The 26,524-nt window shown below is 62.4% G+C and carries 30 protein-coding genes; 16 read left to right on the forward strand and 14 right to left on the reverse strand.

Going from position 1 to position 26,524, the window contains the following annotated elements; translation table 11 throughout:
• Positions 1 to 15: 15 nt before the first annotated feature.
• The 3 genes from OEW28_RS08580 to OEW28_RS08590 all read left to right on the forward strand — a co-directional run bounded on the left by OEW28_RS08580 (position 16) and on the right by OEW28_RS08590 (position 2,118).
• Positions 16 to 1,176, forward strand: a complete 1,161-nt coding sequence (locus tag OEW28_RS08580; RefSeq protein ID WP_263734277.1) for a cation:proton antiporter — start codon at positions 16 to 18, stop codon at positions 1,174 to 1,176.
• A gap of 129 nt (positions 1,177 to 1,305) precedes the next feature.
• Complete coding sequence (locus tag OEW28_RS08585) at positions 1,306 to 1,428, forward strand: hypothetical protein (protein ID WP_263734278.1); 123 nt, start codon at positions 1,306 to 1,308, stop codon at positions 1,426 to 1,428.
• A 9-nt stretch (positions 1,429 to 1,437) separates the two neighbouring features.
• On the forward strand, positions 1,438 to 2,118 hold the full coding sequence (locus OEW28_RS08590) for a class I SAM-dependent methyltransferase (protein WP_263734279.1): 681 nt from the start codon (positions 1,438 to 1,440) through the stop codon (positions 2,116 to 2,118).
• Between the two features lie 53 nt (positions 2,119 to 2,171).
• On the opposite strand, the gene OEW28_RS08595 is transcribed toward OEW28_RS08590, so the two are convergent.
• Positions 2,172 to 3,353: an alpha/beta hydrolase gene (locus OEW28_RS08595; protein WP_263734280.1), complete on the reverse strand. Its 1,182-nt coding sequence runs from the start codon at positions 3,351 to 3,353 to the stop codon at positions 2,172 to 2,174.
• Between the two features lie 136 nt (positions 3,354 to 3,489).
• Between OEW28_RS08595 and OEW28_RS08600 the strand changes: the two genes are divergently transcribed.
• The 7 genes from OEW28_RS08600 to OEW28_RS08630 all read left to right on the forward strand — a co-directional run bounded on the left by OEW28_RS08600 (position 3,490) and on the right by OEW28_RS08630 (position 7,894).
• Complete coding sequence (locus tag OEW28_RS08600) at positions 3,490 to 3,687, forward strand: hypothetical protein (RefSeq protein ID WP_263734281.1); 198 nt, start codon at positions 3,490 to 3,492, stop codon at positions 3,685 to 3,687.
• A gap of 550 nt (positions 3,688 to 4,237) precedes the next feature.
• Entirely contained in the window at positions 4,238 to 4,726 is a 489-nt protein-coding gene (locus OEW28_RS08605; protein ID WP_263734282.1) for a peptidase associated/transthyretin-like domain-containing protein, read from the forward strand.
• Positions 4,727 to 4,733: 7 nt separating this feature from the next.
• The gene (locus OEW28_RS08610) at positions 4,734 to 5,354 is read left to right on the forward strand and encodes a ferric reductase-like transmembrane domain-containing protein (protein ID WP_263734283.1); all 621 of its coding nucleotides are present in this window, start codon (positions 4,734 to 4,736) and stop codon (positions 5,352 to 5,354) included.
• Between the two features lie 342 nt (positions 5,355 to 5,696).
• Positions 5,697 to 6,179, forward strand: coding sequence for a VOC family protein (locus OEW28_RS08615; protein ID WP_263734284.1), 483 nt, complete (start codon positions 5,697 to 5,699; stop codon positions 6,177 to 6,179).
• Positions 6,180 to 6,191: 12 nt separating this feature from the next.
• Positions 6,192 to 6,584, forward strand: coding sequence for a DUF1428 domain-containing protein (locus tag OEW28_RS08620; protein WP_263734285.1), 393 nt, complete (start codon positions 6,192 to 6,194; stop codon positions 6,582 to 6,584).
• 154 nt (positions 6,585 to 6,738) lie between these two features.
• Positions 6,739 to 7,233 carry a PRC-barrel domain-containing protein gene (locus tag OEW28_RS08625; RefSeq protein ID WP_263734286.1) on the forward strand — a complete coding sequence of 165 codons (495 nt, stop codon included), beginning with the start codon at positions 6,739 to 6,741 and terminating at the stop codon, positions 7,231 to 7,233.
• A gap of 163 nt (positions 7,234 to 7,396) precedes the next feature.
• A complete protein-coding gene (locus OEW28_RS08630; RefSeq protein WP_263734287.1) occupies positions 7,397 to 7,894 on the forward strand; it encodes a hypothetical protein in 498 nt (165 codons plus the stop codon).
• Positions 7,895 to 8,222: 328 nt separating this feature from the next.
• On the opposite strand, the gene OEW28_RS08635 is transcribed toward OEW28_RS08630, so the two are convergent.
• From OEW28_RS08635 to OEW28_RS08690, 12 genes are all read right to left on the reverse strand, one after another.
• Positions 8,223 to 8,426, reverse strand: coding sequence for a hypothetical protein (locus OEW28_RS08635; protein ID WP_263734288.1), 204 nt, complete (start codon positions 8,424 to 8,426; stop codon positions 8,223 to 8,225).
• A gap of 702 nt (positions 8,427 to 9,128) precedes the next feature.
• Positions 9,129 to 9,770: an urease accessory protein UreG gene (ureG, locus tag OEW28_RS08640; RefSeq protein WP_263734289.1), complete on the reverse strand. Its 642-nt coding sequence runs from the start codon at positions 9,768 to 9,770 to the stop codon at positions 9,129 to 9,131.
• On the reverse strand, positions 9,767 to 10,411 hold the full coding sequence (locus OEW28_RS08645; RefSeq protein ID WP_263734290.1) for an urease accessory protein UreF: 645 nt from the start codon (positions 10,409 to 10,411) through the stop codon (positions 9,767 to 9,769). The genes ureG and OEW28_RS08645 overlap by 4 nt, the downstream gene beginning before the upstream one ends.
• On the reverse strand, positions 10,401 to 10,871 hold the full coding sequence (locus OEW28_RS08650; protein ID WP_263734291.1) for an urease accessory protein UreE: 471 nt from the start codon (positions 10,869 to 10,871) through the stop codon (positions 10,401 to 10,403). Before OEW28_RS08650 ends, OEW28_RS08645 begins: the two co-directional genes overlap by 11 nt.
• 9 nt (positions 10,872 to 10,880) lie before the next feature.
• The gene (gene ureC, locus OEW28_RS08655) at positions 10,881 to 12,590 is read right to left on the reverse strand and encodes an urease subunit alpha (RefSeq protein ID WP_263734292.1); all 1,710 of its coding nucleotides are present in this window, start codon (positions 12,588 to 12,590) and stop codon (positions 10,881 to 10,883) included.
• A gap of 1 nt (position 12,591) precedes the next feature.
• Positions 12,592 to 12,897 (reverse strand): urease subunit beta, encoded by a 306-nt coding sequence (locus tag OEW28_RS08660; RefSeq protein WP_263734293.1) that lies wholly within the window; start codon positions 12,895 to 12,897, stop codon positions 12,592 to 12,594.
• Positions 12,894 to 13,085 carry a hypothetical protein gene (locus OEW28_RS08665; RefSeq protein WP_263734294.1) on the reverse strand — a complete coding sequence of 64 codons (192 nt, stop codon included), beginning with the start codon at positions 13,083 to 13,085 and terminating at the stop codon, positions 12,894 to 12,896. Before OEW28_RS08665 ends, OEW28_RS08660 begins: the two co-directional genes overlap by 4 nt.
• A gap of 19 nt (positions 13,086 to 13,104) precedes the next feature.
• A complete protein-coding gene (locus tag OEW28_RS08670) occupies positions 13,105 to 13,407 on the reverse strand; it encodes an urease subunit gamma (RefSeq protein WP_263734295.1) in 303 nt (100 codons plus the stop codon).
• A 3-nt stretch (positions 13,408 to 13,410) separates the two neighbouring features.
• A complete protein-coding gene (locus tag OEW28_RS08675; protein ID WP_263734296.1) occupies positions 13,411 to 14,244 on the reverse strand; it encodes an urease accessory protein UreD in 834 nt (277 codons plus the stop codon).
• Positions 14,245 to 14,788: 544 nt separating this feature from the next.
• The gene (locus OEW28_RS08680) at positions 14,789 to 15,709 is read right to left on the reverse strand and encodes a sulfurtransferase (RefSeq protein ID WP_263734297.1); all 921 of its coding nucleotides are present in this window, start codon (positions 15,707 to 15,709) and stop codon (positions 14,789 to 14,791) included.
• Complete coding sequence (locus OEW28_RS08685) at positions 15,651 to 16,034, reverse strand: hypothetical protein (protein WP_263734298.1); 384 nt, start codon at positions 16,032 to 16,034, stop codon at positions 15,651 to 15,653. The genes OEW28_RS08680 and OEW28_RS08685 overlap by 59 nt, the downstream gene beginning before the upstream one ends.
• Positions 16,035 to 16,109: 75 nt before the next feature.
• Positions 16,110 to 16,439, reverse strand: coding sequence for a hypothetical protein (locus tag OEW28_RS08690; RefSeq protein WP_263734299.1), 330 nt, complete (start codon positions 16,437 to 16,439; stop codon positions 16,110 to 16,112).
• Between the two features lie 43 nt (positions 16,440 to 16,482).
• On the opposite strand from OEW28_RS08690, the gene OEW28_RS08695 reads away from it, so the two are divergent.
• The 3 genes from OEW28_RS08695 to OEW28_RS08705 all read left to right on the forward strand — a co-directional run bounded on the left by OEW28_RS08695 (position 16,483) and on the right by OEW28_RS08705 (position 20,735).
• Entirely contained in the window at positions 16,483 to 18,429 is a 1,947-nt protein-coding gene (locus OEW28_RS08695) for a BTAD domain-containing putative transcriptional regulator (protein ID WP_263734300.1), read from the forward strand.
• Positions 18,430 to 19,117: 688 nt separating this feature from the next.
• On the forward strand, positions 19,118 to 19,903 hold the full coding sequence (locus tag OEW28_RS08700) for a class I SAM-dependent methyltransferase (RefSeq protein WP_263734301.1): 786 nt from the start codon (positions 19,118 to 19,120) through the stop codon (positions 19,901 to 19,903).
• A 34-nt stretch (positions 19,904 to 19,937) separates the two neighbouring features.
• Positions 19,938 to 20,735, forward strand: a complete 798-nt coding sequence (locus OEW28_RS08705) for a class I SAM-dependent methyltransferase (protein WP_263734302.1) — start codon at positions 19,938 to 19,940, stop codon at positions 20,733 to 20,735.
• A 215-nt stretch (positions 20,736 to 20,950) separates the two neighbouring features.
• Here the strand turns inward: OEW28_RS08705 and parA are convergent, their stop codons facing one another.
• Complete coding sequence (parA, locus tag OEW28_RS08710) at positions 20,951 to 21,589, reverse strand: ParA family partition ATPase (RefSeq protein WP_263734402.1); 639 nt, start codon at positions 21,587 to 21,589, stop codon at positions 20,951 to 20,953.
• Positions 21,590 to 22,293: 704 nt separating this feature from the next.
• On the opposite strand from parA, the gene OEW28_RS08715 reads away from it, so the two are divergent.
• The 3 genes from OEW28_RS08715 (at position 22,294) to OEW28_RS08725 (ending at position 26,523) form a co-directional block, all read left to right on the forward strand.
• A complete protein-coding gene (locus OEW28_RS08715) occupies positions 22,294 to 23,043 on the forward strand; it encodes a sulfotransferase family 2 domain-containing protein (protein ID WP_263734303.1) in 750 nt (249 codons plus the stop codon).
• 87 nt (positions 23,044 to 23,130) lie between these two features.
• Entirely contained in the window at positions 23,131 to 25,200 is a 2,070-nt protein-coding gene (locus OEW28_RS08720; RefSeq protein ID WP_263734304.1) for a caspase family protein, read from the forward strand.
• A 33-nt stretch (positions 25,201 to 25,233) separates the two neighbouring features.
• Positions 25,234 to 26,523 (forward strand): SEL1-like repeat protein, encoded by a 1,290-nt coding sequence (locus OEW28_RS08725; protein ID WP_263734305.1) that lies wholly within the window; start codon positions 25,234 to 25,236, stop codon positions 26,521 to 26,523.
• Position 26,524 lies beyond the last annotated feature (1 nt).

Genomic DNA, 26,524 nt, shown 5'->3' on the forward strand with positions numbered 1-26,524 from the left:
AAGGCAGGCCCGGGTGTGGACCACGAACTGCTTCTGATCACCCTTGGCGTGCTCTTTCTGGCAGGGCTCGTCGCAGACCAGATCGGCCGGCTCACGCGCTTGCCGCGGGTCACCATGCTTTTGCTACTTGGCATCCTCGCCGGGCCGTCGGGTCTGAACCTGTTGCCCGACGATGCGTCGGGCTGGTTTGAGCTTGTCTCGGTCGTCGCGTTGACCATGGTCGCCTTCCTTCTTGGTGGCGAGCTGACGCGCGAAAATCTGATGCGGCACGGCAAGCCGATCCTGACCATATCACTCGCCATCACCGTCGCGACACTCCTGGTGGTCTGGGCCGGGCTGAGCGCGATCGGTCTTGATCCCGGCTTGGCGCTGCTGCTTGGGGCCATTGCGACCGCCACGGATCCCGCCGCCATTGCAGATGGGATCCGTCAGGCCGGCGCGCGCAGCGGATTTACCGAGACAATCACCGGAATCGTCGCCATCGACGATGTGTGGGGCATCGTTGCTTTCAGCGCCTGCCTTGCACTTGTGGGGCAGGGCGGCGGTCTGGAAAGCGTTCTTGGCGGGGCGGGGGCCGAACTAGGCGGCGCCGTTCTGTTGAGCTTGGCCATCGGCGTGCCGGGCGCCTTCCTGACGGGGCGCTTGAAGCCCGGCGAACCGCTGCAGGCGGAGGCTATCGGAATCGTCCTTCTGACTGCCGGGCTTGCGCTATGGCTCGAGGTTTCCTTCCTGGTCGCTGGCATCCTGACCGGCGCGCTGATCGCCAATCTGGCCCGCCACCACGACTATGCGTTCAACGAGATCGAACATATCGAATGGCCGTTCATGCTGTTGTTCTTCCTTCTTGCCGGTGCGTCGCTGGACATCGGCGAACTGGCGATGATCGGCTGGATCAGCTTTGCCTACATCGTGCTGCGCATCTTGTCGCGGCTGATCGGCGGCGAGGTGGGCGCGGCGTTGGGCGGGGTTTCGGGTCCGCAGCGCCACGCCTACGGTCCGGCGCTGCTGCCGCAAGCCGGAGTGGCGGTCGGCATGGCGCTGGTCGCGGCCGAGGAGTTTCCCCAGTGGGCGTCGGTCGTGATGGCCCTGACCATCGCCTCGACGGTCGTTTTCGAACTGATCGGCCCGCTTTTCACGGCCGCGGCGCTGCACTGGCTGGAGACCAGGAACAGATAGCGTCAGAAGGTGGTGATCCTGCAGGGCGAGGCCGGGGGGTGCGACATCTGCAACGGCCTGCCCCGGAGCAAAGGGTTCTTGGGCTGATTGTCGGATCAATGCTAGTCTGAGGTCTGAGAGGAAAACGGGATGGCGAAAGAAAACACCTATCAGCTTTCGTCGCGCGCGGCCGAAACCTACGAAGAACAAAAAGTGCCCGCCATTTTCGCTCCGCTGGCCCGAGCGACCTTGGACTCCCTCCAGTTGCCCTGATCCGGCCATGTGCTTGACGTTGCGTGTGGCACCGGCATCATCACGCGTGAGATCGCGCATCGGCTTGTCGGTCCAAGCCACATTGTCAGCGTGGATATCAATCCAGCGATGATCGAGGTCGCGCGCCGGAACATGCCGGCCGGCAGTCGTTCATGCGAATTCGTCGTGGCCTCGGTCGACGACATGCCGTTCAAGGACGCCGCCTTCGACGTCGCTTTCTGCCAACAGGGATTGCAGTTCTTCCCCGATCAAGCGACCGCTCTGGCGGAAATCCGGCGTGTATCGAGGAATGGCGCGAACCTGTGCGTGACGTGCTGGGCGGCAGTTCCGCAATTTTTCCAGATCGTTTCCGATGTTCTGGGCCGCCATCTCGATGACACGGCCGCAAGAAAGGCCGTGGAGCCGTTCATGTGGAACGACGGGGTGCTGATACGCGCGTTGGTCGAACAGGCTGGTTTTGAATGTCCGGCGCCGACGCAGCTGCGTGTGGACCGGAAAATGCCGTTCTCAGCAAGGGCCGTGCGAAATGAACTTCTGGCTTCGCCAAATGAACCTGCACTAAGGCAAGCCGGGGAAGTTGCGATCACCGAAGTCGTTGAGGCCATTCTGGAACATCTCTCCCGCTTCCAGAGAGGAGACGACCTGATCATGCCGCAGACGGCGCACCTGTTCTGGGCAACCGCGGTATAGGAGTCGCTGATCCAGCCGGGGCTTTTGCCCCCGCGATCTTGCAGCGCTTGGGACTATCGCTCGGCACCCATGAAATCATGAAAGGTCGCAAGGAAGACATCCCATGCCGGATTGCCGGGCAACGGAAGGTGATTGGCCGTCTCAAGCACGACCAGTTCGGCATCGGGGATGGCGGCAGCCATCTTGCGGGCTTCTGACAGGGGATGAACCGCATCGTGGCGCGCGTGAACGATGAGGGTCGGGCAGCGTACAAGTGGCAAAAGCGCGGTATTGTCCACCGTGTTGATGGCATCGCGCAGGGCCAGTTCGGTTTCCTTCGAGACCGAACCCTGAAAATTCCGTGCCGCGGCCATGATGGCGTCCAGCGGTCCTTCGGGCAGATAGGCCAGCATGAATGCAGCGCCGATGCCGTCCGCTTCTGCGCGCCATCCTTCGGTTATGAGGCGGCGAAAGGCGTCGCTGGACACATCCGTTCCACTGCGTCTGGATCGGCCCTCGACGTAGCCGCCTGCGATCACAAGCCGGCTGACGCGTGTCGGATGGCGAACCGCGAAGCGCAGGGCCGCGTGGACGCCGCCCGATTGCGAAAACAGGGCGAAGCGGTCGAACCCCACGGCATCCGCCACCAGGCCGATTTCCTCAGCCATTGCATCGTGGTCGATGCATGGCGCACCGGTGCCCGCTTTCTTGAAATCGCGCCTGGTAAAGCGGGCAAGGCGATAGGACTGCGCCAGCGCTTGCGTTGCATCGCGCCAGTAGCGGGAATTCCACTCCGTCTCGATGTCCCAGGCCGGTGCGTCGACACGCAACAGCGGAGGCCCGTTCCCGTTGACCGCGTAAGCGATGCTTTCGCCTTCCGTTCCCTTGATGTATCGCACGCGCTGGACGATGGCGCTCGAAGGTTCGTTTGCAGGGGCCTCAAGCGATGGCGCAGACACATCGGCCACCAGCATAAGGCCGCGCCGAGCCACGGTGCGTATGACCGCCTGCGTCTTGCCGTCGTCGCCCAGTGCCCGCCGCGCGGCGGCGATGCAGGCGGAAATCGCGCTTTCCGATATGATGCGGCCCTGCCAGACCTCTTCGATCATTTGGTCGCGCGTGACCAGGTCGCCTGCATTGCGCACGAGAAGATGGATGAGGTCAAACACCTTGGGCTCTACCGCGACCGGCGCGCCGTCCCGCATCAATGTCAGGCGCGCATCGTCCAGGACGCAATCGGCGAAACGGTGTTCCATGCCTTGGATGCTACCAAAGTTTCGCCCTGCGTCCCCAGCAAAATCCCAAGCGGATCACAGGGTTTTCCAATGCTTCCCCTCGAGCGAAAGGATGCTGTGCAGCGCAAGCTTGGATCATCAGCTAGGGAGATAAGCCATGATGGTCCCATTCAACACCGATCTGATGAAATACCCCTCTGCCGCCCACACCGCGGCGACCGCCCATGAGCGCGAGGTGATCCGCGCCCGCCGCGAGGCGCGCCGCGCCGCCTTTGCCGCTTTCGTGCGCGAAGTTTTTGCCCAGCCACCGCGCCACCCGGTGTCCACCATGGCCGATCGGGCGAAGCCGACTTGACCCATCCAGGCCGTGCACCGATTTGATGGTTTCTGGAAGGGCGCGCTTTCCTTCGCCCACGCCAGGGTGGAACTGCATCGTCGGCCCCATCGCGGCCGATCTGATACCGGATCCGGACCTGTCCTAACGCGTGGATGTTCGCGATTGGGTTCGCAATTCAGAACGGGATGAGCTTGGGGGCGAGCCAGATCATCTGGTATGCAGGCGATCCACATCGGAGTTCCGATTTGCGAAGTGTGGGCGACTGCTGGCGATGAAACCAACGGCGAACAGCGGCTTTCGCCTGCGCTGAAAGTCGTTTGCTGTGTTTCGCGCAGCAAATGACGCCTTCGAAATCCCGGGTCAGAGCCACCATGGACTGTGGGCTGTGGCGACAATGGGCCGGGAAAGGCTGTGAGATCCGGAGACCGCCATCACGAAATTGTGGCCGCGATTCATCGTTCGTTTTCCCGCCTTTCTTGGGCTTTGGCCGCAAAAGTCCTATAATTCGTTGCAAGGCTTGTGGTCCCCAACTTCGGACGAGCAAGCGCACGCACGATGGGAGATCGCCATGAGTTCCGTCCTACTCAGCCGCCGCACGCTTCTCGTCGCTGGCGGTCTTGTCGTGGCTGCGGGTCGGTCGGGCCTTCCCGCGCCCGTCCGTGCGGGAGGACTTGCACCGACGCGCACCATGCGAGGTGGATCCAACAACTACCTTCCCGGCGCGCCGATAGTAGATCGGATCGGCGGCGGCGGCTTTTGGATGTATGGCACAGTGCGGCGCGCGGGTGACGGTGCCCCGCTTGCGGGTCAGCGGATCCAGATCTGGGCGCATACCACCGAGGGGCACGAGCGTGAGCCACACAGCCATGGTGCCACTCTGACCGACGCGAATGGCGACTTCCGCCTTGAGATGCCACAGATCGTGCCCGCCTTCGGACAACCGCACGGCCATCTCGCCTATGACAGCGGCGAGTTTGAAACCGTCTTCCTCCGTCCCGTGATGCGGAGCGCTGAAGACACCAGCCTGGAGGCGCATTTCGTCCTTCAACCGATCTGACCGGGCCGTGGCGAAGGACATGTCCTTGGTTCGCGCGATCCTGGTCTGGGCAACCATCGTGACGGTCGTTGGTCTGCCGATCTACGCGGCATCGACCAGCCGGCTGCTCGCATGGCGTGATCCGATCTACATAGGCGCCGGGTTTGCCGGTGTTGCTGCGATGGCGCTGATGCTGCTTCAGCCCTTGCTGGCAGGCGGGTACCTCCCGGGGCTGCGGGCTTATCGGGGACGGCGCGTGCATCGCTGGACCGGCGGCATGCTTGTGTTGATGGTGGTGCTTCACGTCGCCGGCCTTTTTATCACGAGCCCACCGGACGTGATCGACGCACTTCTCTTTGCATCTCCGACGCCGTTCTCCTCCTGGGGCGTTGCCGCAATGTCGGCACTCTTTGCCACGGCGCTATTGGTAGCGCTTCGTAGGCGGTTTCATCGGCGGCTGCGTTTGTGGCGTGTCGGCCACACAACCCTCGCGGTGGTGATCGTCGTGGGAAGTGCGGTCCATGCCATGCTGGTCGAAGGGACGATGGAAACGATCTCAAAGGGGGTGCTCTGCGCATCGGTTTTGATCGCGACGGCGAAGGTCGTGATCGACCTCCGTGTGTGGGCGAAGCGAAAGGCATCCCGCTGAGCCGCGTGGCGGGTTCGGCACGGGGCAACATCCCGTCCCGAACCTTGTCGGCGTCGTCGGTCGAACCAAGGCGTCACTCGAAAACTGACCCTATTCCAGGCAGATGAGGACGCAGGTGGGACGCTGGACGCCCGAAGAACTCAACGCAGGATGTGCAGTTGTCGCCCGTCACCCGGCCGGGCGGCGCGGCGGACCCCGAAAGGGCGTTGATCGTTGCGGATTTCCGCTGACCAAGTTGTGTTTGACGCTTGTGATCATCACATCAAGTGCAGGTGTTGACGCGGCGCCGAGGGCCGTTTGGACGAGCTTCGGCGCTGCACGTGCAAAGCGAGGTGACCGAACATGAGCGACCTTGTGACGTGCCTGTGGTTCGACCACGGCGAATCCAGGAAAGCGGCGGAGTTCTACGCGAGGACCTTTCCCGACAGCCAGGTCGGTCGGGTAAACGCCGCCCCGGCGGACTTCCCCGGAGGGCAGGCGGGTACCGAATTGACGGTGGAGTTCACCGTTCTCGGCCGCCGCTTTGTCGGATTGAACGGCGGGCCGAACTTCAAGCCCAACGAAGCCGTGAGCTTTATGGTCGTCACCGATAGCCAGGATGAGATTGATCGCTACTGGAACGCCATCGTGGGCAACGGCGGCGTCGAAAGTGCCTGCGGCTGGTGCAAGGATCGGTGGGGCTTTTCCTGGCAGATCACGCCAAAACTGCTTCTCGATCTGACGACGGACACCGACCCAGCCAAGGCGAAACGCGCGTTCGAGGCGATGATGCAGATGACGAAGATCGACATCGCCACGCTCGAGGCTGTTGCAAAAACCAAGTGAAGGAGATCCGACATGAGCTATATCGATGGTTTCGTCATCGCAGTTCCCAGTGGAAACAAGACCAGGTTCAGCGAGCACGCCACGAAAGGCGACAGCGTGTTCATAGACCTTGGTGCCGTACGCGTTGTCGAGTGCTGGGGTGACGATGTCCCCGATGGCAAGATGACCGACTTCCGCAAGGCCGTGCAGGCGACGGAAGATGAAACGGTCGTCTTCTCCTGGATCGAATGGCCGGACAAGGCCACTCGGGATGCCGCCCACGCGAAGATGTCCGAGTGGATGCAGAACCCGGAAAAGGCCGATCCTCGGATGGACCCACAAAAGAACCCGATGCCGTTCGACGGCAAGCGCCTGATCATGGGCGGGTTCTCACCTCTCGTTGAGCTCGGCAAGAAGGGGGACTGAGGCGGGTCGGGTCGGCAGCTTGTCACCAGCATGGGCAAACTATGGCCGATCGGCGATGGGGCGGGGAACCGGCTGAACCGAGGGGCGTTTTCAGGCAGACCGCGCCCCTTCGACAAGGGGGCGGTCACCCAGAACCTAGCGCAGGAGATGACCCATGTTGGCTCATACGAAACAGTTCATTCTGGTCGGTCTTCTCGCGGCCCTTCCCAACACGATCGCCGCGCAGACCGCCGACCAGTCGGCGACGACAACGGCGCAGGATCCCACAATGGCACAGGATCCGGCAGCGGCAATGGTCGAACCCTCGACAGAGTCGGCCGAGGCGCCTGCCGCGCCGGTCGGCGACATCAACGACCTGATCATCAAGCTCGATGGAAGCGTCGAGGGCGTGGTGATCGGCGTTGGTGGCTTCCTCGGCCTTGGCGAGAAGGATGTGGCGGTCAAGATGGATGCGCTCAGCCTTACGACCGATCCCGAGTTTGGCACCATCCGACTGACGCTCGGCGCAACGCGCGAAGAGCTGGAAGCCGCGCCGGAATTCAAGACTGCGGCGGAACAGCAATATGAGGCTGAGACCGAGCAAATTCAGCAGAAACTTGAGGACGGTGCCGCAACGACGGAGCCGGCCACAGGCTCTGTCGGCAATTGATCTCCGCCACGCATGAGCGGAACAGCGTCGGAAGCCCCGCCCGCCGGGGCACCCGAACCCGGTTGCCGGCAGGGACGGCGCGGCGCGGATCTCGCCCCCGGATCATGCGACCGCGCCGTCCATTTTCGAAAACATGTCCACAGATCAAGAGGAGGTACCTCTCATGTACCGTAAGTTTCTCATCACCGTATGCATCGCTGCGGCGGCAAGCCTTGGCGGCCCGGCCATCGCCCAGACAATGGTCAAGGAAGTCGAGGTCGACGTCGATCTCGATGCCGTCGAGAACGCAAAGGCGGCCGCACACTGGAGCGAAATCGCGTCCGATCTGGAAAACGCCATCGTCGCACGCCTGACCGACAGGCTTGTCGGGGAAAACGAGGAAGGCGCGAAGATCGCCGTCGACATCGACGAAGTCTCGCTTGCCAGCAGCTGGGACTCTGCAGTTGGCGCGGCTGACTCCAAGCTGGCCGGGACGGTCAATGTCAGCCATGAAAGCGACAACACCGCCTTTGACAGCTACGAACTCACGGTCACGTTCGAACAGGCCGGACCCTTCTTCCTGCCCGGAACGGATTTCACGGCGATAACCACCGACAGCCAGGAATACTATGACGCCATGATCGCCGCCTTCGCAGATCACCTCGTATCCAGGATCGAGTGACGGTGCGACCGACCCTGAATGCGCAAGCGCGGGCAGGGTCGGGTCCGCGACCCTGTCGCAGGGAGGAATATTCTCGGTCTCCGATCTGCGTCAGGAGTCGCGATCCCCTGTCATTGCTTGGCCTCTGCAGTACCGTCAGGGGGAAACTGCGTGTTTTCGGCGTGCGTGGAGTTCATGTTGCGATCCAGCTCGCCTTGGGCGACGATCTGACCCTCGGCGGGCACGACGAAAGGTGTTGGTTGGCCTCGACGATTGCCCGCTCGGTCTCAGGCTTCTTTGTGGGCAGTTCAGGGGGCGAAGTTGATCGCACGCAATTTCCGGATCAGCATCAGCACTTGTAAGGATGCTCTTGACAATAAATGACGTTGGCTGCCGCACCGACCGCCGCGCCTGTCAATACGTTGCCGTCCAGAATCGCGGCCCCGGCTGCGCCTGCGCCAGCGCCATAGAGTGCCTGCTCGCTCGTTGTGTCGCCGCAAGCGGCAACCAACAAACACGTTGCGAGAATAGTGAATTGAAACCCTTTCCTCATTTAACTGCTCCTTTGGTTGGGTCCGGTTTCTCCCTCGTTCGCGCAAGATCCGTGGCCATCTATTAGCCTTTGGATCGACCCAAGTTGCGCACGACGCAGAGCGACGTGCCTCAAGCCGTAGGAATTCCTTGTCGCGACCTTTTTTGCGCTTTCACACGCGCAAAGGACAAGGGTGGCCAATCCACTCAGGCCAACCGGGCCATCGGCAGACCAATCCATGATAACATGTGATCGGCGCAGATGCCTATCAATGGAAGGGGTGAAATTTGAAAACTTTGCGCAGGAAATGGCGCGAAGTGCTTGGTGACATAGGCGGAAATCTGTTCAGCCGGGCAAGGAGTTGTTCCAGACGTTGTCCTGGGCGCCCGCCCGAGGGTTCTGGCGACGCAGTGGCGGCAGGAATGAAACACCTTGCCCGCCAGTTTCCCGGAAAGTTCCTTCTTCGGGATCCGCAGTGCATCCTCCAAGCCCGCAGTGCATCCCCCAAACGCTCCGCCGGCGCCTTGTTCAGAAGCTGACCCAAATGGTCGAAATGACGATCGATCGCTGTGACCGATAGCTCCCGGTGCCGAGGGGGAAGTGCCGCTGATTGAACGTCGGCTCCTTGCCGTTCGCGGTGATTGCATGAAGTGCACAGTGCGTTCATTCTCCGCGCGTCCTGGCCGCGCGCCTGGAACGAAGTCTGCCATGAATGGTTGCGGCCTATTCAGCCAAGACCCCGGCCGCTGGAAGTTGGAATCCGCCAACTCTGCCAAGGTGCGCGGCGATCTCTTCAATCCCCTTGCCGGAGCGAAGGGACGCAAACACGTGGGGGCGACCGTTGCGCATTCGCGTCGCGTCCCGTTCCATCACCTCGAGCGAAGCGCCGACATGAGGGGCGAGATCGGTTTTGTTGATGACAAGAAGGTCTGATTTCGTGATCGCCGGACCGCCCTTCCGCGGGATCTCCTCGCCCGCGGCGACGTCTATGACGTAGATGGTGACGTCCGCGAGTTCCGGGCTGAAGGTGGCCGACAGGTTGTCGCCGCCGCTTTCAATCAGAACGATCTCGACCTCCGGGTGTCTGGTCCGCATCTCTGCGATGGCGGCGAGGTTGATCGAGGCATCCTCGCGGATCGCGGTATGCGGGCAGCCGCCGGTCTCGACTCCGATAATGCGGTCCGCGGGCAGCACCTGCATTCGTGTCAGCGCCTCGGCGTCCTCTTGGGTATAGATGTCGTTGGTAATGACGCCGATCGAAAGCGCCGGGTAGAGCCTGCGCGCGAGCGACGCTGTCAGTGTCGTCTTGCCGGCGCCGACTGGTCCGCCGATCCCAATCCGCAAGGGGCCGTTGAGTGTGGTCATGATCGGAAAAGCCTTATGTTCAGGGTTTCGTGCCGCATGGCCGCGACATCGGACAGGAACGCCGTGCCGCCAAGGTCGTCCAATCCGCGGCCGCGCACCTTGGCCGCAACCTTTCCACATTGTGGTGCGAGGCGCCCGAGAACCGCCTGCCCTTCGGTCTGTCCAAGAGGGATCAGGCGCACGGCGGCGGATACGATGTTCGAGACGAAGGCCTGCAGATACATCGCCTGAACCGGTTCCAGCGGCAGTTTCGCGAGCCGCGCCGCGCGGCCGAGTGCGACGGGATAGACAAGGTCCGGCAAGGTGATCCCGTGGCTTGCCAGGACCGTCGCGGTGAAGGCGCTCCCCATCAACAGGCCCTCCCGCAACCGCTCTGCCGATGCGGCGAAGGCGCGGGCGGAAGCATCGGCAAGGTCCAGTTCATCTTCGTTCCGGGCAGTGTAGGCCGCCGCGACCAGAATCGCGTCGTTGGCCCCGGTCCCATGCCACAGAACATCCTCCAACCAGGCTTGAAGCGTCCCGCCGTTCCACACGACGCCGTCCTGCACAGCGGTTTCCAAACCGTGGGAATAGGCGAACGCGCCCACCGGAAATGCGGGTGACAACCATTGCGCGAGGATGAGCGCGTCCTCAGTGCGCATGGGCGGTATGGCCGTGCTCATGCGCGTGGGTGCGGCCGTGACCATAGGCGCCGCCCTCAGGCGTGAAGGCCGCGCGCGTGGGGCGAACCGTCGCGCCCAGGTGTTCGAGCATGTGGGCGATCACCGGATCGTGCTGGATGAGCAGCCGGTCGCTTTCCACCTGGCAGGGCGTGTGGCGGTTTCCGATGTGCCAGGCGAGCCGGGGAAGGTTGCCGCAAACCTCAAGCAGGTCCTCGTTGGCCGCAAGAATTGCGACATGCCGCCCATCGGACAGCACAAGCGCATCACCGCCATCCAGCGATGTGGTCTGCGGCAGATCAACCAGGAAAGCCAGACCGCAATCGGTCAGGAGACGCTTGCGCCTGAGGAAACGCGCCGCGTAGTCGAGAGTGCAGGTCAGCGCCAGCCCGCCATGCTTGCACTGGCGATCGACGGTTTGGGCAACGGGAATCTCTAGCATGTCTTGACCTCAGAACAGGAAATAGCGTTGCGCCATGGGCAGGACTTCGGCCGGCTGACACGTTAGAAGTTCGCCGTCGGCACGCACTTCATAGGTTTCGGCATCGACCTCCATCTTTGGAAGCGCGCTGTTCAAAAGCATGTTGGCCTTCCCGATCGAGCGCGTGTTTCGGACTGCGACCACATCCTTTGCAAGGCCGAGTTCCTGTCTGATCCCCGCTGCCTCTGCCGCCGCCGAGACGAAGGTAACGGCGGTCCGCTCGACCGAGCGGCCAAAGGCGCCCCACATCGGCCGGGAATAGACCGGCTGCGGCGTCGGGATCGAGGCATTGGGGTCGCCCATCTGGGCACAGACGATGGTGCCAGACATCAGCACCATCTCTGGCTTGACGCCGAAGAAGGCGGGAGCCCACAGCACGAGGTCCGCGCGTTTTCCCTCCTGAACCGACCCGATTTCGCGCGACACTCCGTGTGCGACGGCGGGGTTGATCGTGTACTTCGCGATATAACGCCGGACGCGGAAATTGTCGTTCTGACCCGTCTCTTCCGGCAGCCTGCCACGCTGCTTCTTCATCTTGTCCGCCGTTTGCCATGTACGGATGATCACCTCGCCCACGCGCCCCATCGCCTGGCTGTCCGAAGCGATGATCGAGAATGCGCCCATGTCGTGCAGGATATCCTCGGCCGCGATGGTCTCACGCCGGATGCGGCTTTCGGCAAAGGCCACGTCCTCGGGTATCGACTTGTCGAGATGGTGGCAGACCATGAGCATGTCGAGATGCTCTTCGATCGTGTTGACGGTGAAGGGGCGCGTGGGATTGGTCGACGACGGCAGCACATTGGCGTCGCCGCAGATCTTGATGATGTCGGGCGCGTGACCTCCGCCCGCGCCCTCGGTGTGAAAGGCGTGGATCGTGCGGCCCTTGATCGCGGCGACCGTGTTCTCGACGAAGCCCGACTCATTGAGCGTGTCGGTGTGGATCATCACCTGAACGTCCATGTCGTCGGCGACCGACAGGCAGCAGTCGATGGCCGCGGGTGTCGTGCCCCAGTCTTCGTGCAGCTTCATCGCGCAGGCGCCGGCCGCCACCATCTCAACCAGCGCGCCGGGAAGCGAAGCGTTGCCCTTGCCCGAGATTCCGATGTTCATGGCCAGCCCGTCGACCGCCTGAAGCATCCGCCCGATATGCCACGGCCCCGGAGTGCAGGTCGTGGCAAGGGTTCCGTGGGCCGGGCCCGTGCCGCCGCCGAGCATCGTCGTGATGCCCGAGTGGAGCGCATCCTCGACCTGTTGCGGGCAAATGAAGTGGATGTGGCTGTCAAACCCGCCTGCCGTCAGGATCCGGCCCTCTCCCGCGATGACCTCGGTGCCGGGCCCGACAACGATGTCGACGCCGGGCTGGGTGTCGGGGTTGCCCGCCTTGCCAATCTTGTGGATGCGCCCGTTCCTCAGCCCGACGTCGGCCTTGTAGATGCCGCTGTGGTCAACGATGAGTGCATTCGTGATCACCGTGTCGACGGCGCCCTCTGATCTGGACGCCTGGCTTTGGCCCATACCGTCGCGGATGACCTTGCCACCACCGAACTTCACCTCTTCGCCATATGTCGTAAGGTCGTGTTCGACCTCGATGAAAAGCTCGGTATCGGCAAGCCTTACGCGATCGCCGACAGTGGGTCCGTACATCGCGGCGTATGCGGCGCGGCCAATCTCGCGAGGCATGTCAGAGCTCCCCCATGACGTTCTGGTTGAAGCCGAAGATGCGGCGCGCGCCGGCGATCTGGATCAACTGCACCTCGCGGCGCTGGCCGGGCTCGAACCGCACCGCCGTCCCGGCAGGAATATCCAGCCGCATTCCGCGCGCTGCCTTTCGGTCGAAGTCGAGCGCGGGGTTGGTTTCTGCGAAATGGTAGTGGCTGCCGACCTGAACGGGACGATCCCCGGTATTGGCGACGATCAGCGTGATCGGCGTGCACCCGGCATTCAGCATCAAGGTGCCGGCGCCCGGTATGATTTCGCCCGGGATCATTTTCCGGCCTTGGCCCTGGCCAAGGCTGCTGAGGCCACGCGGATCAGCCCCACGGCGCCAAGTGCGGCCGCAGCGCCCAAAACCGCGAACCAGATCTCGCTCCCATGCGGATGCACGTGACCACCGGGATCTGCCAGCGCCTCGCTGGCTGGCAGAACGGAAATGAGCGTCAGCGCGGCTCTTCTCATTGTGTGGCTCCTTATGTTTTTAGCGGATCGGATCGTGGACCGTGACAAGCTTGGTTCCGTCGGGAAAGGTCGCCTCGACCTGAATCTCTCGGATCATCTCCGGCACGCCCTCCATGCACTGCGCGCGGGTGACGACGGCCGCACCCGCCTCCATCATGTCCGCGACAGACCTGCCGTCGCGGGCGCCCTCGACCACGGCGTCGGTGATCAATGCGATGGCTTCGGGGTGGTTCAGCTTCACGCCGCGCGCCAGGCGCTTGCGGGCGACTTCGGCAGCCATGGCGACAAGGAGTTTGTCTTTTTCGCGCGGGGTCAGGTGCATGGCTCAAAGGCTCCAAACGGTCGGCAGGCCGCCCTTGGTCAGGCGGTCGAGAATGGGCAAAAGGGCGCGCCGCAGCAGAAAGCCGTCGGGCGCAAGGACGCGCAGGACCAGAAGGTCATCGGCCTTGAGGGATGCGCCGCCGGTCACCGGCAGTTCGTTTCTGACCGCAGCCAGATGGCCGGACGCGTCCGGACCGAGGTAGACGACCACCGCCATCGCGCCCGAACCCGCGCCAATTGCCGTGCGCGCCATCAGCTCGGCAACGTCTCCGCACAGATCGATGCCATCAAGGAAAAGCGGCTTGGTGGCGCGCCAAATCTGTATCCGGTCCTGGAAACGAACCGCCGTCAGGATCTCGCCCATCGCGGCGCGCCCGAAGATCAGGGGTTCCACCATCAGCAGGCGCGCATCGCTTGCAAGGTTGATCCGCAACAAGCGCCGCAGCGCGCAGCGGTCGAAAAGGATGGTTTCCTGCGGCAGCCAGTTCAGGCGGGCGCCGCTTTCGACACAAAGGCGCGTTTCCACCTCGGCAATCTCGTCGGGCTGCGCGCGATAGGCGCGCTCGGCCGCCTGCGTCGTCAGCGTCAGCTCCGTTCCAGCCCCCGCCCACGCGCTGATCGTGAACCGGTCGCCGCCGGTGATGCCGCCAGCCGTGTTCAGAAGCACTGCGTCAATGCCGCTTGCCCTTGGATGCGGAAGCAGCACCTTCAGCGAACCGGACTGCCGCAGGGTTCCGAGACGCACCAGCCCGTCTTCGTGCCGCTCGATGGAAAGGCGCACCTCGCCAACGGCCCTGGGCTGAATGGTGCCGATCCGCCGAGCGGAAATGTCTGACAACGCGTTGATATCGAACTCCCATGCGGCTGACTGCGTTCTTCTTGGCAGATGGAAGTACGAACATCACGCGGCACTAAAGTGTCTGAGGGAGGCAAACGCCCTGCGCCCAAGAAAAAGGCCATCCGCATCAAAGGTGATCAATATGTAAGCGCCGCACGCATCGCGGGGCGGAGCATGGTTTATTGTCCGAAGGCCGACCATGCAGGCCAGAAAGGATCACTGCCTTCGCAACCTCGGGCGCGCGATTTGTTGCCGTGCATCCTTGGGCGCGATGAGGTCCGCCAAGCAGAACGCGGGACCCAGGTCGCCGAGCGCGACCATGTTGAAAGGCGTGACCTGCCAGTTCACGGTCCCAGTTCACGGTCAAGGTGATCGCCGAGCCATTCCGCTGCTTTGCCAGGCCTTCAGACCGCCTTGTGCGAGGCGGCGATGCCGCCTGCAATGACACGCGCATTCCGAAGCTCGAGTTGACGCTAAATCCTGGCGTCCGCTTAGGTGACCGACGCCATGCGGCGCTTGGCAGGATCAAGCACAGGCCTAATGTTCAAGATGTTTCGATGGGCAACTCTTCATCTTCGCTCCACTCGGCCCAAGAACCATCGTAAAGCCGGCAGTTGTTGAAACCCAGCGAGCGAAGGGCAAGAAGACCGCAAGATGCCGCCAGGCCGCGCCCACAATAGGCAATGACCTCTCTGTCCGTCGACAGTCCCTTGCTCAGATAGTGGGCCAGGAGAACATGCTGATCGGCAAAACGAAACGAGCCTCGTTCCGACAGTCTCCTCGCGCGTTCCTCGTAAGATGTCAGAGCAAGCGCGGGATCCATGTTCGAGATAGCGGGAATGTTGATCGCACCTGGGATATGACCGGAACGACCGCCCCAGGTATGCTTGCCATCGCCTCGAAACAGGTTGGTGGGTAAACAGTCGACCAGATCGACTGCAGGGTCGTCCAGCGAAGCAATCACATCGGACTTCTGGGCGATCCATTCCGGACGCACGTTAACTTGGAAGTCTGTGAATTTCGGCTGAGTGTAGCCGCTCGCCAGAGGACGGTTTTCGAGCTTCCACTGCTGCAGTCCGCCGTCAAGGACCTGCACCCTGTCGTGACCATAGTAGGACAGAGCCCACCAGAGTCTTGCAGCGGCCAGCGGAAGCCCGGATCCGTCGTAGACGATGACGTGCGAGTCATTTGTTACGCCCAAGCGGCTCATGATCTTCGCGAAAGCCTCGGGTTTCGCGATCATGTCGGGCACGGGATTGTCCGGGTCGGACAGGTCGGAAACCATGCCAACGTAAACGGCGCCAGGAATATGTTCGCGGATGAAGTCCTCATCGTCGTCATAGGCGACTGCCTGGCCTTGCTCATCGCGGAATTTCCAGCAGGCGTCGATGATGCAGAGGTCTGCATCATCCAGATGACTGGCAAGCCATGATGTGGTTGCGAGAGGGCTTGGTTGCTTGGACATCGATGACCTTGGCACTCGATTCAGATCCAGGTTCGATGATAGCGAAGCCTGGGTCATCTGTCCGCCATTTGTCTGAATTGTATCGGTTCGATTGGATCTTGATCTCGCGGCCGAAGCGCATGTCACTTCTGACAACGGCGATCGCGTGCATCGAATGCGCGGCGGGCAAGCCGGCTGGCTTCGTTGCTCCTTCGCGGATCAGGACGTTTCGCTGCCGCGCGTTTGCCGCGCGCGGACAGGCTCCGAAACGGTCGATCCAGGCTTGCAGCACGGGAACGCGATCCTTGATCGCGGCATCTTTCGCGTGGGTCCCGGCGCCAGTCACCCCTACCTGGGCCTTGGCGGGAAGGGGTGGCGGCGCAACCGTGGTGACAATGCCGAAAACAGCGAGATGCGGGAATCACAGGACGTTTTTCTTCATCGCGCCAAGCGTGCGCGAAGAGCCGCGCCGCGACCTGAGCGGACCGAGCCAGCGCAGGCTCAGCGCGAGCTCCAGAAAACGGATTGCGCGGTAGGTGGCATTCGCGGCGCGGAACGCCTTTTCTTCGCCAGGGACTTGTGCGCCGAACGCGGCGATCTGGTGGGGCAGCAGGCCTGAGGTCAAGCGCGGGGTATGGCGTGGCATGGGGCTATCTCCTTTCTTGCGATGATCAAGAGTGCATGGCGCTGCGGGAGCGAAGCGGGACCGGCGACGGGAATTCAGCGGGAATCGAGCAAGACGCTTCTTCATCGACCCTCCGCGGTCTACTCTTGGTGCAAGAGGGAGCGCATGCATGGCCATGGTGGAGATCAGGCTGCTCGGCGGTTTCGCCTTGAATGTCGCGGGTCTGTCGGTTGACCTTGCGGGCCAGAAGGATCGCGCGCTGCTCGCTTTCCTTGCTGCCGAGCCAGACAAACCCCACCAGCGCGAGTGGCTGGCCGGGCTGCTTTGGGGGGAAAGCGCCGAGGCACGTGCGCGTGACAGCCTGAAGCACGCGCTCGGACGTCTTCGGCATGCGCTTGGGTCGGGCGCGGAGATGCTGGAGGCGGGGCGTGAGGCGGTGTGCGCAGGTTCCGCGGCTTACTGGCTGGATATCGCAGAGTTCGAGACGCTGTCCGCATCAGACGAGGAAGCGGCACTGGATCGTGCGCTTGGCCTTTGGGGCGGCGACCTGTTGGAGGGGTTGACGGTCGACGAACCGGGTTTCGAGGATTGGCGTGCGGGATTGGCCGCGCGTCTGCGGCAATCCCTTGATGATGCCAGCGCTCGATACCTGACCTTGGTGGCCGAGAGCCATGATCCTGAAAAGGCCGTCGCCGCCGCCAGGCGTGCGCTGCGCCTTGATCCGCAGAGCGAGCGCGCCTGCAGGCTATTGATGCGCGGGCTCGAGGCGGCGGGGGATAGGGCCCAGGCGATGACTGCCTACCACGACTTCGCGAAACGGCTGATGGCAGCGCTCGACGTGGCGCCAGACGCGGAGACGACGCGCCTGTTTCAAGAGATCCACGCACGAGGAGCAGGCTTGCCCTTTGTGAATGACCCGGCAGAGGGATCGACGCGTCCCACGGTCGCCGTACTGCCGTTTCGAACGCTTTTGGGTGGGGAGACATGGTTTGCCGAGGGCATTGCCGAGGAGATCATTACCGCGCTGAGCCGGGTGCGGGGCATAGACCTGATCGCCCGAAGTTCCAGCTTCACGCTCGGTGCGGACCGGGCGCCCGCCGAGGCCCGACAGGCGCTTGGAGCGCGCTACCTGGTCCAGGGCAGCACGCAGCGCGACGACAGGGCAGTGCGGATAAACGTCAAGCTGACCGATGCCAGTGCCGGCACGGTCTTGTGGTCCGAGACATTCAACGAAACGATGACCGACATCTTCGCACTCCAGGACCGCATCGCGGCGCGCGTTGCAGGGACCCTTCTGCCAAGACTGGAGGCGGCGGAAGTCGCGCGGTCGTCGCGCAAGCCGACCACGAGCCTTGATGCGTATGACCACTACCTGCGCGGCCTGCCTGAGATGCATCGCTGGTCGAAAGAGTCTTGTGATCGCGCGATCCACCACTTCAGCACCGCCACCGAACTCGATCCCGGATTCGCTGCGGCGCATGTGATGAAGGTTCGGTGCTATTCCCAGCGAAAGGCTTCCGGCTGGATGATCGACGTCGCGGCGGAAACGGCGGACGCCCTCAGGCTCGCCCGGCTCGCCGCCAACATCGCGCCTGACGACGCGCTGGTTTTGGCCGTGGCCGGGCTGGGGTTGGGGTATGTCGCGGGGCAGCCCGAGCAGGGCGTTCGACTGACGGAGCGCGCGCTGGCCTTGAACCCGAACCTTGCCTGGGGCTGGGTGTTCTCGGGATGGATGCACGTCTGGCTCGGGCTGAGCGAGACGGCGATAGAGCATTTCGCGCGCGCGATGCGCCTCAGCCCTCATGATCCGCAGTTCATGATGATGCAGGCCGGCACCGCCTGCGCCTTGTTTACGGCAGGTCGGACAGTCGAGGCCGTGGACTGGGCAGAGGCCGCCGTCGTGGGCAACCCCCAAGTCCTGATTGCCTGGTGCGCGCTTGCCGCCAGTCGCGCTGGTAGCGGCGACATCGAAGGTGCAAGAAGTGCAATGGCCGAGATCACGCGTCGCGACCCGTCGCTCCGCTCATCAAACCTGCTGACGTTCTTTCCGATCCGCGGTGAAACGAACATCCGCAAATGGAGGAAGGCGCTGGAACGCGCCGGCCTGCCGGCCTGAGCGGGCTGCACATGCAAGCCTGGAGCGGGATGTCTGTTCTTTCCGCGGGTTTTGGCAGGTAGAGATACCGGAGAACCATCAAGGCGCGGCATATCGCGATCGAGCGTCAGACCCGCCCCAACCCTGGGCGATCTTCCGATAAGCCAAAAGCATCTTATCGGCGGGCAAATCGATGACCCTGCGATCCGTGGCGTAGTTCGGCATGGCGAGCGGATGCTTCCATGACACGTCCTGCGTCCTCGTCGAAACTGGAAAGGTGCCGGTATCGGTCGAAAGACAGCTGACGCTTCGGCGCACGCGCCGTATCGACCTTGTCCGCATCAATGACGGGGGCGCATATCGAGCAACCCATCTGATGCTTGAAGCGATCCGAGAAGTATGAGGCCATCGGGCACGAAGTCCATGGTGTTTCATGGCCTCGCGACCTGACCTTGGCCAGTGGGGAAGCCAAGCAAGGAGCCGATATTTCGCGCGACGTCCGCCGTAGGGAGTTGCATCGCGATACCGGCATCCGGCTTGAGCCGCGGCAAGGGGCCTATGCGACTTTGCCAATGCTTGCGCCCGAAATTGGCGGTGCGTGACCTGGAGGTGCGCAGCGCGCGGCGTAGCTGTCTGGGGTGCGAGCGCGACTTCATGAGGTGTCTGTGCTAGTCTGTTTTCGGGCTTCGCGTGACAGACGAGGAAGACCATGCAGGACAAGTGGATCGACGGCGACGGCTACGAGATGTATGTCGGCAGGTGGAGCCGTAGGGTGGGCCTTGGTTTCCTGTCATGGCTGAACCCGCCACCCGGACGGAATTGGCTGGATCTCGGGTGCGGCACTGGCGCTCTCACATCCCAGATCCTTCAGACCTGCGATCCGAAGTCCGTCATCGGCGTCGAACCGTCAGAGGGCTTTGTCGCGCTCGCACGCGATACAACCGACGACCCGCGGGCACGGTTCCTGCAAGGTTCCGGGGAAGAAATTCCGCTCGAAGACGGGGCCGTCGACTACGCTGTCTCCGGTTTGGTGTTGAATTTCATTTCGGACAAGCAGAGCGCAATGGCCGAAATAATTCGATGCGTCGCAGATGGCGGAAAAGTCGCGGCCTATGTGTGGGACTATGCCGGTCATGTTCAGTTCATGCGGTACTTCTGGAACGCGGCCGTTGCCCTTGATCAACACGCAAGGGAAATGGATGAGGGCGTCCGGTTTCCAGTCTGCCGTCCACAGGCGCTGGAATCCCTCTTTTCATCCTCGGGTCTTCGCAACGTTTCGACAACTGCTATCGACATCGTAACGCCGTTCGAGGATTTCGAGGACTACTGGCGGCCATTCCTGTCGGGTGTGGGTCCCGCGCCCGGCTACTGCGTATCGCTTGATGACGACCGGCGCGAGGCTCTCAGGACCCGCCTTGCCCAAATCCTGCCAACGGATCCCGATGGCAGGATCCTGCTCGCGGCTCGGGCTTGGGCAGTTCGCGGCACAAGGTAGTCATCGAGCGAACAAAAAACTGAAGGAAGCGGCGATGGAAAAGTCACCCACGTTTGCCGATCGCTATCAGTCCGTGCTGGTTCCGATCATCTTTGAGCCCTGGGCCCGGGAACTGATCCGGCGCGCCGATCCCAAGGCAGGGGAAGACATTCTGGACCTTGCATGCGGTACGGGCGTCGTCACGAGGCAAGTGGCAAAACTGGCGCCCAGGTTCGGAAGTCTTACCGGGGCCGATCACAGCGCCGAAATGTTGGAGGTCGCTAGAACGGTCGCGATTCAGGCAGGTCTTGATGCCACCTGGGTTGAATGCGACGCAGCCGAGCTGCCTTTCGAAGACGATTGCTTCGATCTGGCCTTCTGCCAGCAGGCACTGCAGTTCTTCCCCGATCGACCAGCAGCGCTGCGTGAGTTGCAACGGGTCTTGAAGCCCGGTGGCCGCGTCGCGTTCTGCGTGCAGAGAGAGCTTGACGTCAATCCCATGCTCCGGGCGCAGGCGGCTGCGCTCGACGCGCATGTCGGAGAGGAAGCGGGGGCTGCCGTCCGTGCGATTTGCAGCCTGCCGGACGCAGATGACCTTCGGATCCTGTTCGAGGATGCAGGATTTCAGAATGTCGAGGTCAATTCGGTAACCCTGACCCTGTGCCACCCCGACGCCAAGGCGTTCGCGGAAGGCGCAATGGGGGGAATGCATACCGGCGACAAGCTTTCTGGCGTTTCCGATCGCGGCGTGGAACGCGCCGTCAAGGCGTTCCTGGCGGGCCTTGGTGGGTATCTGGATGGACCTGCACTGCGTTTCCCACATGTGTCTAATGTCGTCACGGCCAGCACCTGAGCTGAACAGTCACTTGCCGGTTGCTTCAAGGGCAGTGATCAATCTTCGGGATGCCCACGTTTGCAGGCGCAAAGTCCAGTCGACAGCGCACCTAATATCTGGCTGGTCCTTACCCCTGAAAGTCTTCCGAACTGAGTGCGAGAACCTGATTGTGGCTCCACCCCGGTATCGGGAACGCCCTGGATGGGGAACCCCGGCGCCTGCGCAGCGCTGATCTACGATTCCAGAATGGCACACACCTCGCGGGCGAGCGCACGCACTTCGTCCGAGGCGGAAGCAGTCCTCTTTACCTCAATCACACCAAGGCCGCTGCCTAGCGCTTCTGCATAGATCACTCTGTTTGTCAGCGATGACTGCAACTGTATTGCGTCAAGCTCCGCCACGGACTTGGCTACATCTTCGCCGACGCGCGTTCCTGCACGGGTGCGGTTCATGACAATGTACGTTGGTTTCTTGGCCTGGTTTGCCAGGTCCAGCAGATCATGGGTCGCCCAGACATCAGCCTGACTGGCAGAGACCGGTACAAGCACCAGGTCCGCCTCGCGCAAAACCCAACGAACATCGCTGTCGGCCTTGGGTGGCGTATCGATCAGAATGACATCCGCCACGCCACCGAGCCCTCGGATCGCGCGCGAAATCCCGTAGGCGGTCGCGGTCGCGAACTGGAGGTTCGCATTTTCCCCCAGGGTCTCTTCGCGAATATCCAGCCATTTGCCAAGGCTTCCCTGGGGATCCGTGTCGAGTAGGGCAACGGTCTTTCCTTCCGCCAGGAAAGCGATTGCCAAGTTAGTCAAGAGCGTTGTCTTGCCCGCGCCCCCCTTCTGCTGCGCCACACAGATGATTTGACCGCCCATACGCCAAGCCTCCAAAATGCATTCTGCAGCGCAGCATAACGTTTGGGAGATGGAAAGGCGATAGAGCCATCGCAGAATGGAATCTATCAGAAAACTCTGTGGCTCGATAGCAAAGCGGTCCATCACCGCCGAAGGTACACAGGCCGCATCACGAAGGCGCCCATTGCCTTCCTACGATCGCATCAGTTCGACGGTTCCTGGCCGAGCGGCAATCCGGGGGGGGGGCGGGATTTCCCATGCCTACCTGATATCGCGTCGTCACCTCGCCTGCGGAAACCGAGTTTGCCGAATGGTCCTGGCAGTAGTTGCAGAGCTGGTCTTGCTCGGAAGCATACGTCGCTAGAGGCGCCGGTGGTTCGCCCACAGAGCTCGATCGGAAACATCCCCCGAAAGAGCTCATGAACCGGCTGGCGGCACATGACCCGCGCTAGCCGAGCGATTGATCTGATCCCCGGAAAACTCTGCCTTCTGGCGGTCCAAGGTTGGGGATCAGAGCAATGAAGGGATGCGCCCGAGATGGAAATGAGAGCTCTTGGGGAATGGCGTTTGCAGTCCTCCATGTGATCGGCTTCCATAGAGTTGGCTGAACTGCACTAGGAACCGTCGGAGGCGGCAGATACTATCACTACATTGGATTGCCGGCGCGGGCCTCCTCCATCGCTCGCGCAGGCCGCAGATCCGAAGGTTTGGAGTGCGGGCAGCGAATGATTGTCGCAAACAGCAGAAGGTTCATTTTCGTTCACATCCACAAGACCGGTGGAAGCAGCATGGAGCTGGCTATAGCGCCCCACTTGCGCTGGAACGATGTCATCCTCGGCAGCACTCCTCTTGGTCGGGCCGCCAACCAGGCGTTCCGGGACGCGCATGGCTTGTTCGATCATGCGTCGGCTGAGGAAATTGCCTTTGTTTGTGGCTCGGACCTGTTCGAAAGCTATTACAGTTTCGCGTTGGTCCGCCACCCGCTCGACCGGGCGGTGTCGATGTACAATTTTCTAGCGTCGCTTTGCCGCTTCGCCGCGCGCCGCAGGGATTTCAGCCGCGCGAAACTTGCAAAGTTTGTCCTGGACCGTCGTGATCACAGTGAGGAGTTTGCCGTTGCGGTCGAGCGCGATCCGTTCCTGGGCTGGCCCATCACTGCGGCGTTTCTTGAACACGAACGCTTCGGCGACTTCATACGCGCACCCGAAACGCGCTCTGACCGATCGTTTCTGCCGCAGGTTGACATGGTCCGTAGCCTGGACGGGCGTGTGAGGGTGCGCGACTGCGTCCGGCTCGAGGATCTTCCACTTCGCGTCAGCGATCTGAGCAGAAAGCTGGGCATCCCGCTGGAAATTGGCCATCATAATGCTGCGCCTTTCCTGGCGCTTGAGCGGCGAGATCTGCGGAACGACGACATGGACTACTTGCTGCACGAATTCGGCGAGGACATTCTTGCGTTCGATTACGGGGTTTGAGACGCTGAGTCTGATGTCGTGCCGGTCGGTAGGGTGCCAGTCAGGCACGAATGGTGGAGCGCGAGGAACGGGACCAAGGAGAACGTCTTGATCATCCAGTCGGCAAGGTTGGGAATTGCAGTTCTGTTCATGCTGGCATGGGCGGTGGCCGTATCCGGCGGTGCCCGCGCGGCGGAGCGTTGGGCGCTTGTGGTGGGGAACGCGGTCTACGACGATCCCGCGGTTCCCAGCCTTGCCAATACCCTCAATGACGCACGCACCATGGCGGCCTCGCTGAATGACATGGGATTTCGCGTATACCTGCTGGAAAATGCGAAGAAACAGGACCTTGGTGAAGTAGTCGCACAGATCGCGGCCGAGCAGGCCGGGGCGAAACTGGGGCTGTTCTTCTTTGCCGGCCACGGTCTTCAGCAAGCGGGCGTCAACTACATCCTGCCCGCGGATATGAGCCCGAGGGCCGCGGACTTTCTTCAGACGCAGACGGTTGCGCTGAACAATCTCTTGCGCGACCTCAAGGCGACCGGGATCGGTCAACTTGTGGTCATTCTCGATTCCTGCCGCAATTCGCCGTTCGGCGAGGACCAGGCTTTCGGTACAGGGCTGGCGCTGGTCGACGCGCCGGAAGACACGATCATCGCCTATTCGACCGCGCCCGGAGCCGTGGCGCTGGACGGGGCAGGCAAGAACAGTCCGTTCACGGCGGCTCTGGCCTCGATCCTGGATGGCCCCGGACAGGACATCCGCGACATCCTGCGTCTGGTTCGCGCCAAGGTTCGCTTTGCGACGGATGGGGCCCAGACGCCCTGGTTCATCGACAACACGAAATCCGCGCTGTTCATCCAGCCACGCGCGGCGATCGCGCTGTCGGAAGAGGAACAGAGCGCCCTTGCCGGGCCGATCACGCTTGCCTCCACGGCCTGGCAAACGATTTCAAACAGTTCGGACGTCAACGACTTCGAGCAATTCGCACAGGATTTTTCCGATAGCGAACTGGCGCCCGTGGCCTTGAGGCAGGTGTCGCTCTTGCGCGGATCTGGCCTGCCGGATTTGCCGCCGATGGACCTGGGCGTGCCCGATCCGAATCCGGATGTGCCCGGCGGCCTTGGGACAGTCATCAGCGGATGCGATGTCCTGGCGACGGGGATCGGCGACGTGTACGGTCTGGTCGAACCGGTTCCGCACGATCTGGTCAACACCCGGGCAGCGCTGCGGGCCTGTATCTCCGCTGTATCCGACGATCCTGAAAACCCACGGCTCAACGCGCTTCTCGGCCGCGTCTTGCGGCTGGAGGGGCGCTACGAGGAAGCCAAGATCTTCTACGACAAGGCGGTGTCCCTGGGCAGTTCGACCGCGTACGCCGGGCTTGTGGAACTGTACCGCTTCGGACTGGGTGTGCCGAAGGATCTGACCAAGGCCGCCGACTACGCTCGCAAGGGAGCGATGATGGGCAACGCGCCGCTGAGGCTTGTTCTTGCGGGCTACTACAAGCAGGGCTGGGGCGTTCCCCAGTCGTTTTCCGAAGCGCGCCGCTGGCTCGAGATCGCGTCCTATTCCGGCTATCCCGGCGCGCTGACCGCTCTTGGAGACATCTATCGCAGGGGCGAAGGCGTTCCGCCGGATCCAGCGCGGGCCATGAAGTACTACAGGGCAGCCGCCGCGAACGGGAAGACGGACGCGATGAACAATCTCGGCATGGCCTACATGCGCGGCGACGGCATACCCGAGGACACCAACCAAGGCATTCAGTGGCTGACCCAGGCCTCGGAACTGGGCAACCCCTATGCGGCTTATCACCTGGGCCGCGCATTTCGAAAAGGCTGGGGCGTCCAGGCGGATCCAAGCCAGGCCCTTGCCTACTTCCGTCTTTCCGCGCAGCGAAACTTCCTGGGTGCCTATACCCAGATCGGCGACATGCTGGCGGCTGGCGAGGGGACCGAAAAGGATGTGCATGAGGCATATGCGAACTATACGATCGCAATCGAGGCGGCGAAGTTGCGCGATACGATCGCGTCGGATGAAAACCTGAAGGAAGCGACCGAGAAACGGGACGCGCTGGCCAGGAACATGAGCGCCGAAGATGTTGCCAAGGCCGAAAGGATCGCGGCCAATTGGATCGCTCAGTACGGGCTGTTGGATTTCAACCTGGTGAACGAGTGAGCGGGGCCGGCCAGTCCGCCAAGGAGGGTCCGTGTGAAAGCCGGTGACCTTCCCATCGTTTTCCTGTCGTTGGATGAGCCATGGGCGGATTCCTACTTCGCGGACCTGCGCCGCAATTTCCCCAAGGCGCTGCGCGTGCAAGGCGTTCTGGGGCTGGATGCCTGCCACAAGGCGGCGGCGAAGGCCGCGGGAACGCGCTGGTTCGTGACGGTTGATTGCGACACCCTGGTTCAACCGGAGTTCGCCGAGGTCGAGATCCCCGAGGAATTCCTGACCGACACTTGCCGCATCGAATGGTCCAGCCGCAACGGGGTCAACGGCCTGAGCTACGGCAACGGATCCGTGAAGTGCTGGCCGGCGCGACTGGTCGAGCGGATGCGCACCCACGAAGCCGCACCTTCCGGCCAAAGATCAATCGATCATGACATTGGCAAGGCTCGAGCCCAGGGGGCCACGGGACAACGCATTCTGTTGCCCGGGATGTATTCAACGACCCATCCGGCGCAGACGCCCTTTCATGCGTTCCGATGCGGATTCCGTGAAGGCGCCAGACTGGCTTCGGGTGGAGATGTTCTGCGCGTCGGAAAGGGCTTCTCAGAAAGGCTGCCATCCTGGCACCGTCAGCGAGTGACGGTCTGGGGCAGCCTCGGCCGGCACGCTCCGAACGGCATCTGGGTACTCTACGGCGCGCGCCTTGGCGTGCTCATGGCGCAGCTCGGTGATTGGGACGTGACCCTGATCAACGACTATCGCTGGTTCGGTGCGCTGTGGGAGGACATGGTGGCCCCCCGTTTCGCGGGTGTTTCGGCAGTTTGCCCGATGACGGGCTTCCGCTGGGATGTCGGGCGCGTCGAAGACGAAGCGCGGGGCCTTGCGCGGCGGCTCCAAGAGGAACTTGCCTTCACTGTGCCAGAGGTCGAGGCCGACGCAAGCCGGTTCATCGTTGGGCATATTTACGAGAATCGCTCTCCAAGCATGATGGATATAGTCGGCGTCCTTTTCGACAAGGGGCGGGACTTGAAACGCGATCCCGCGCGCGCGGAGGAGCATTTCGAGATCGGTGTCGCCTACAATCTGGCGTCCTCGCACAACAATTTGGCGCGCATGCACCATCTTGAGCGGAGTGCCGTGCCGGACACGGCCAAGGCCCTCTATCACTACGAGCGCGCGGTAGAGCTCGAAGATCGCTTTGCGCCATGGCATCTGGCGAACTTCCTTTCAGAGCGCGAGCCTGGCAGAGACCCTTCGCAGATCGCCATGCTCAAGGATCTGTCGCGCGCGCGGGGCTTCGACCCCGATGCGGCTGGGCAACAACCGGCATGAC

The sequence above is a fragment of the Albidovulum marisflavi genome, from assembly GCF_025751435.1.
Lineage (GTDB): Bacteria > Pseudomonadota > Alphaproteobacteria > Rhodobacterales > Rhodobacteraceae > Albidovulum > Albidovulum marisflavi.

Coding starts and splice junctions, on each gene's coding strand:
- OEW28_RS08680 (WP_263734297.1), bottom strand. CDS start 15,709: ATGTCCAAGCAACCAAGCCCTCTCGCAACCACATCATGGCTTGCCAGT.
- ureG (WP_263734289.1), bottom strand. CDS start 9,770: ATGACCACACTCAACGGCCCCTTGCGGATTGGGATCGGCGGACCAGTC.
- OEW28_RS08660 (WP_263734293.1), bottom strand. CDS start 12,897: ATGATCCCGGGCGAAATCATACCGGGCGCCGGCACCTTGATGCTGAAT.
- OEW28_RS08585 (WP_263734278.1), top strand. CDS start 1,306: ATGGCGAAAGAAAACACCTATCAGCTTTCGTCGCGCGCGGCCGAAACC.
- OEW28_RS08595 (WP_263734280.1), bottom strand. CDS start 3,353: ATGGAACACCGTTTCGCCGATTGCGTCCTGGACGATGCGCGCCTGACA.
- OEW28_RS08715 (WP_263734303.1), top strand. CDS start 22,294: ATGATTGTCGCAAACAGCAGAAGGTTCATTTTCGTTCACATCCACAAG.
- OEW28_RS08695 (WP_263734300.1), top strand. CDS start 16,483: ATGGCCATGGTGGAGATCAGGCTGCTCGGCGGTTTCGCCTTGAATGTC.
- ureC (WP_263734292.1), bottom strand. CDS start 12,590: ATGCCTCGCGAGATTGGCCGCGCCGCATACGCCGCGATGTACGGACCC.
- OEW28_RS08625 (WP_263734286.1), top strand. CDS start 6,739: ATGTTGGCTCATACGAAACAGTTCATTCTGGTCGGTCTTCTCGCGGCC.
- OEW28_RS08645 (WP_263734290.1), bottom strand. CDS start 10,411: ATGCGCACTGAGGACGCGCTCATCCTCGCGCAATGGTTGTCACCCGCA.
- OEW28_RS08665 (WP_263734294.1), bottom strand. CDS start 13,085: ATGAGAAGAGCCGCGCTGACGCTCATTTCCGTTCTGCCAGCCAGCGAG.
- OEW28_RS08670 (WP_263734295.1), bottom strand. CDS start 13,407: ATGCACCTGACCCCGCGCGAAAAAGACAAACTCCTTGTCGCCATGGCT.
- OEW28_RS08635 (WP_263734288.1), bottom strand. CDS start 8,426: ATGAGGAAAGGGTTTCAATTCACTATTCTCGCAACGTGTTTGTTGGTT.
- OEW28_RS08700 (WP_263734301.1), top strand. CDS start 19,118: ATGCAGGACAAGTGGATCGACGGCGACGGCTACGAGATGTATGTCGGC.
- OEW28_RS08690 (WP_263734299.1), bottom strand. CDS start 16,439: ATGAAGAAGCGTCTTGCTCGATTCCCGCTGAATTCCCGTCGCCGGTCC.
- OEW28_RS08650 (WP_263734291.1), bottom strand. CDS start 10,871: ATGCTAGAGATTCCCGTTGCCCAAACCGTCGATCGCCAGTGCAAGCAT.
- OEW28_RS08615 (WP_263734284.1), top strand. CDS start 5,697: ATGAGCGACCTTGTGACGTGCCTGTGGTTCGACCACGGCGAATCCAGG.
- OEW28_RS08630 (WP_263734287.1), top strand. CDS start 7,397: ATGTACCGTAAGTTTCTCATCACCGTATGCATCGCTGCGGCGGCAAGC.
- OEW28_RS08605 (WP_263734282.1), top strand. CDS start 4,238: ATGAGTTCCGTCCTACTCAGCCGCCGCACGCTTCTCGTCGCTGGCGGT.
- OEW28_RS08600 (WP_263734281.1), top strand. CDS start 3,490: ATGATGGTCCCATTCAACACCGATCTGATGAAATACCCCTCTGCCGCC.
- OEW28_RS08705 (WP_263734302.1), top strand. CDS start 19,938: ATGGAAAAGTCACCCACGTTTGCCGATCGCTATCAGTCCGTGCTGGTT.
- OEW28_RS08620 (WP_263734285.1), top strand. CDS start 6,192: ATGAGCTATATCGATGGTTTCGTCATCGCAGTTCCCAGTGGAAACAAG.
- parA (WP_263734402.1), bottom strand. CDS start 21,589: ATGGGCGGTCAAATCATCTGTGTGGCGCAGCAGAAGGGGGGCGCGGGC.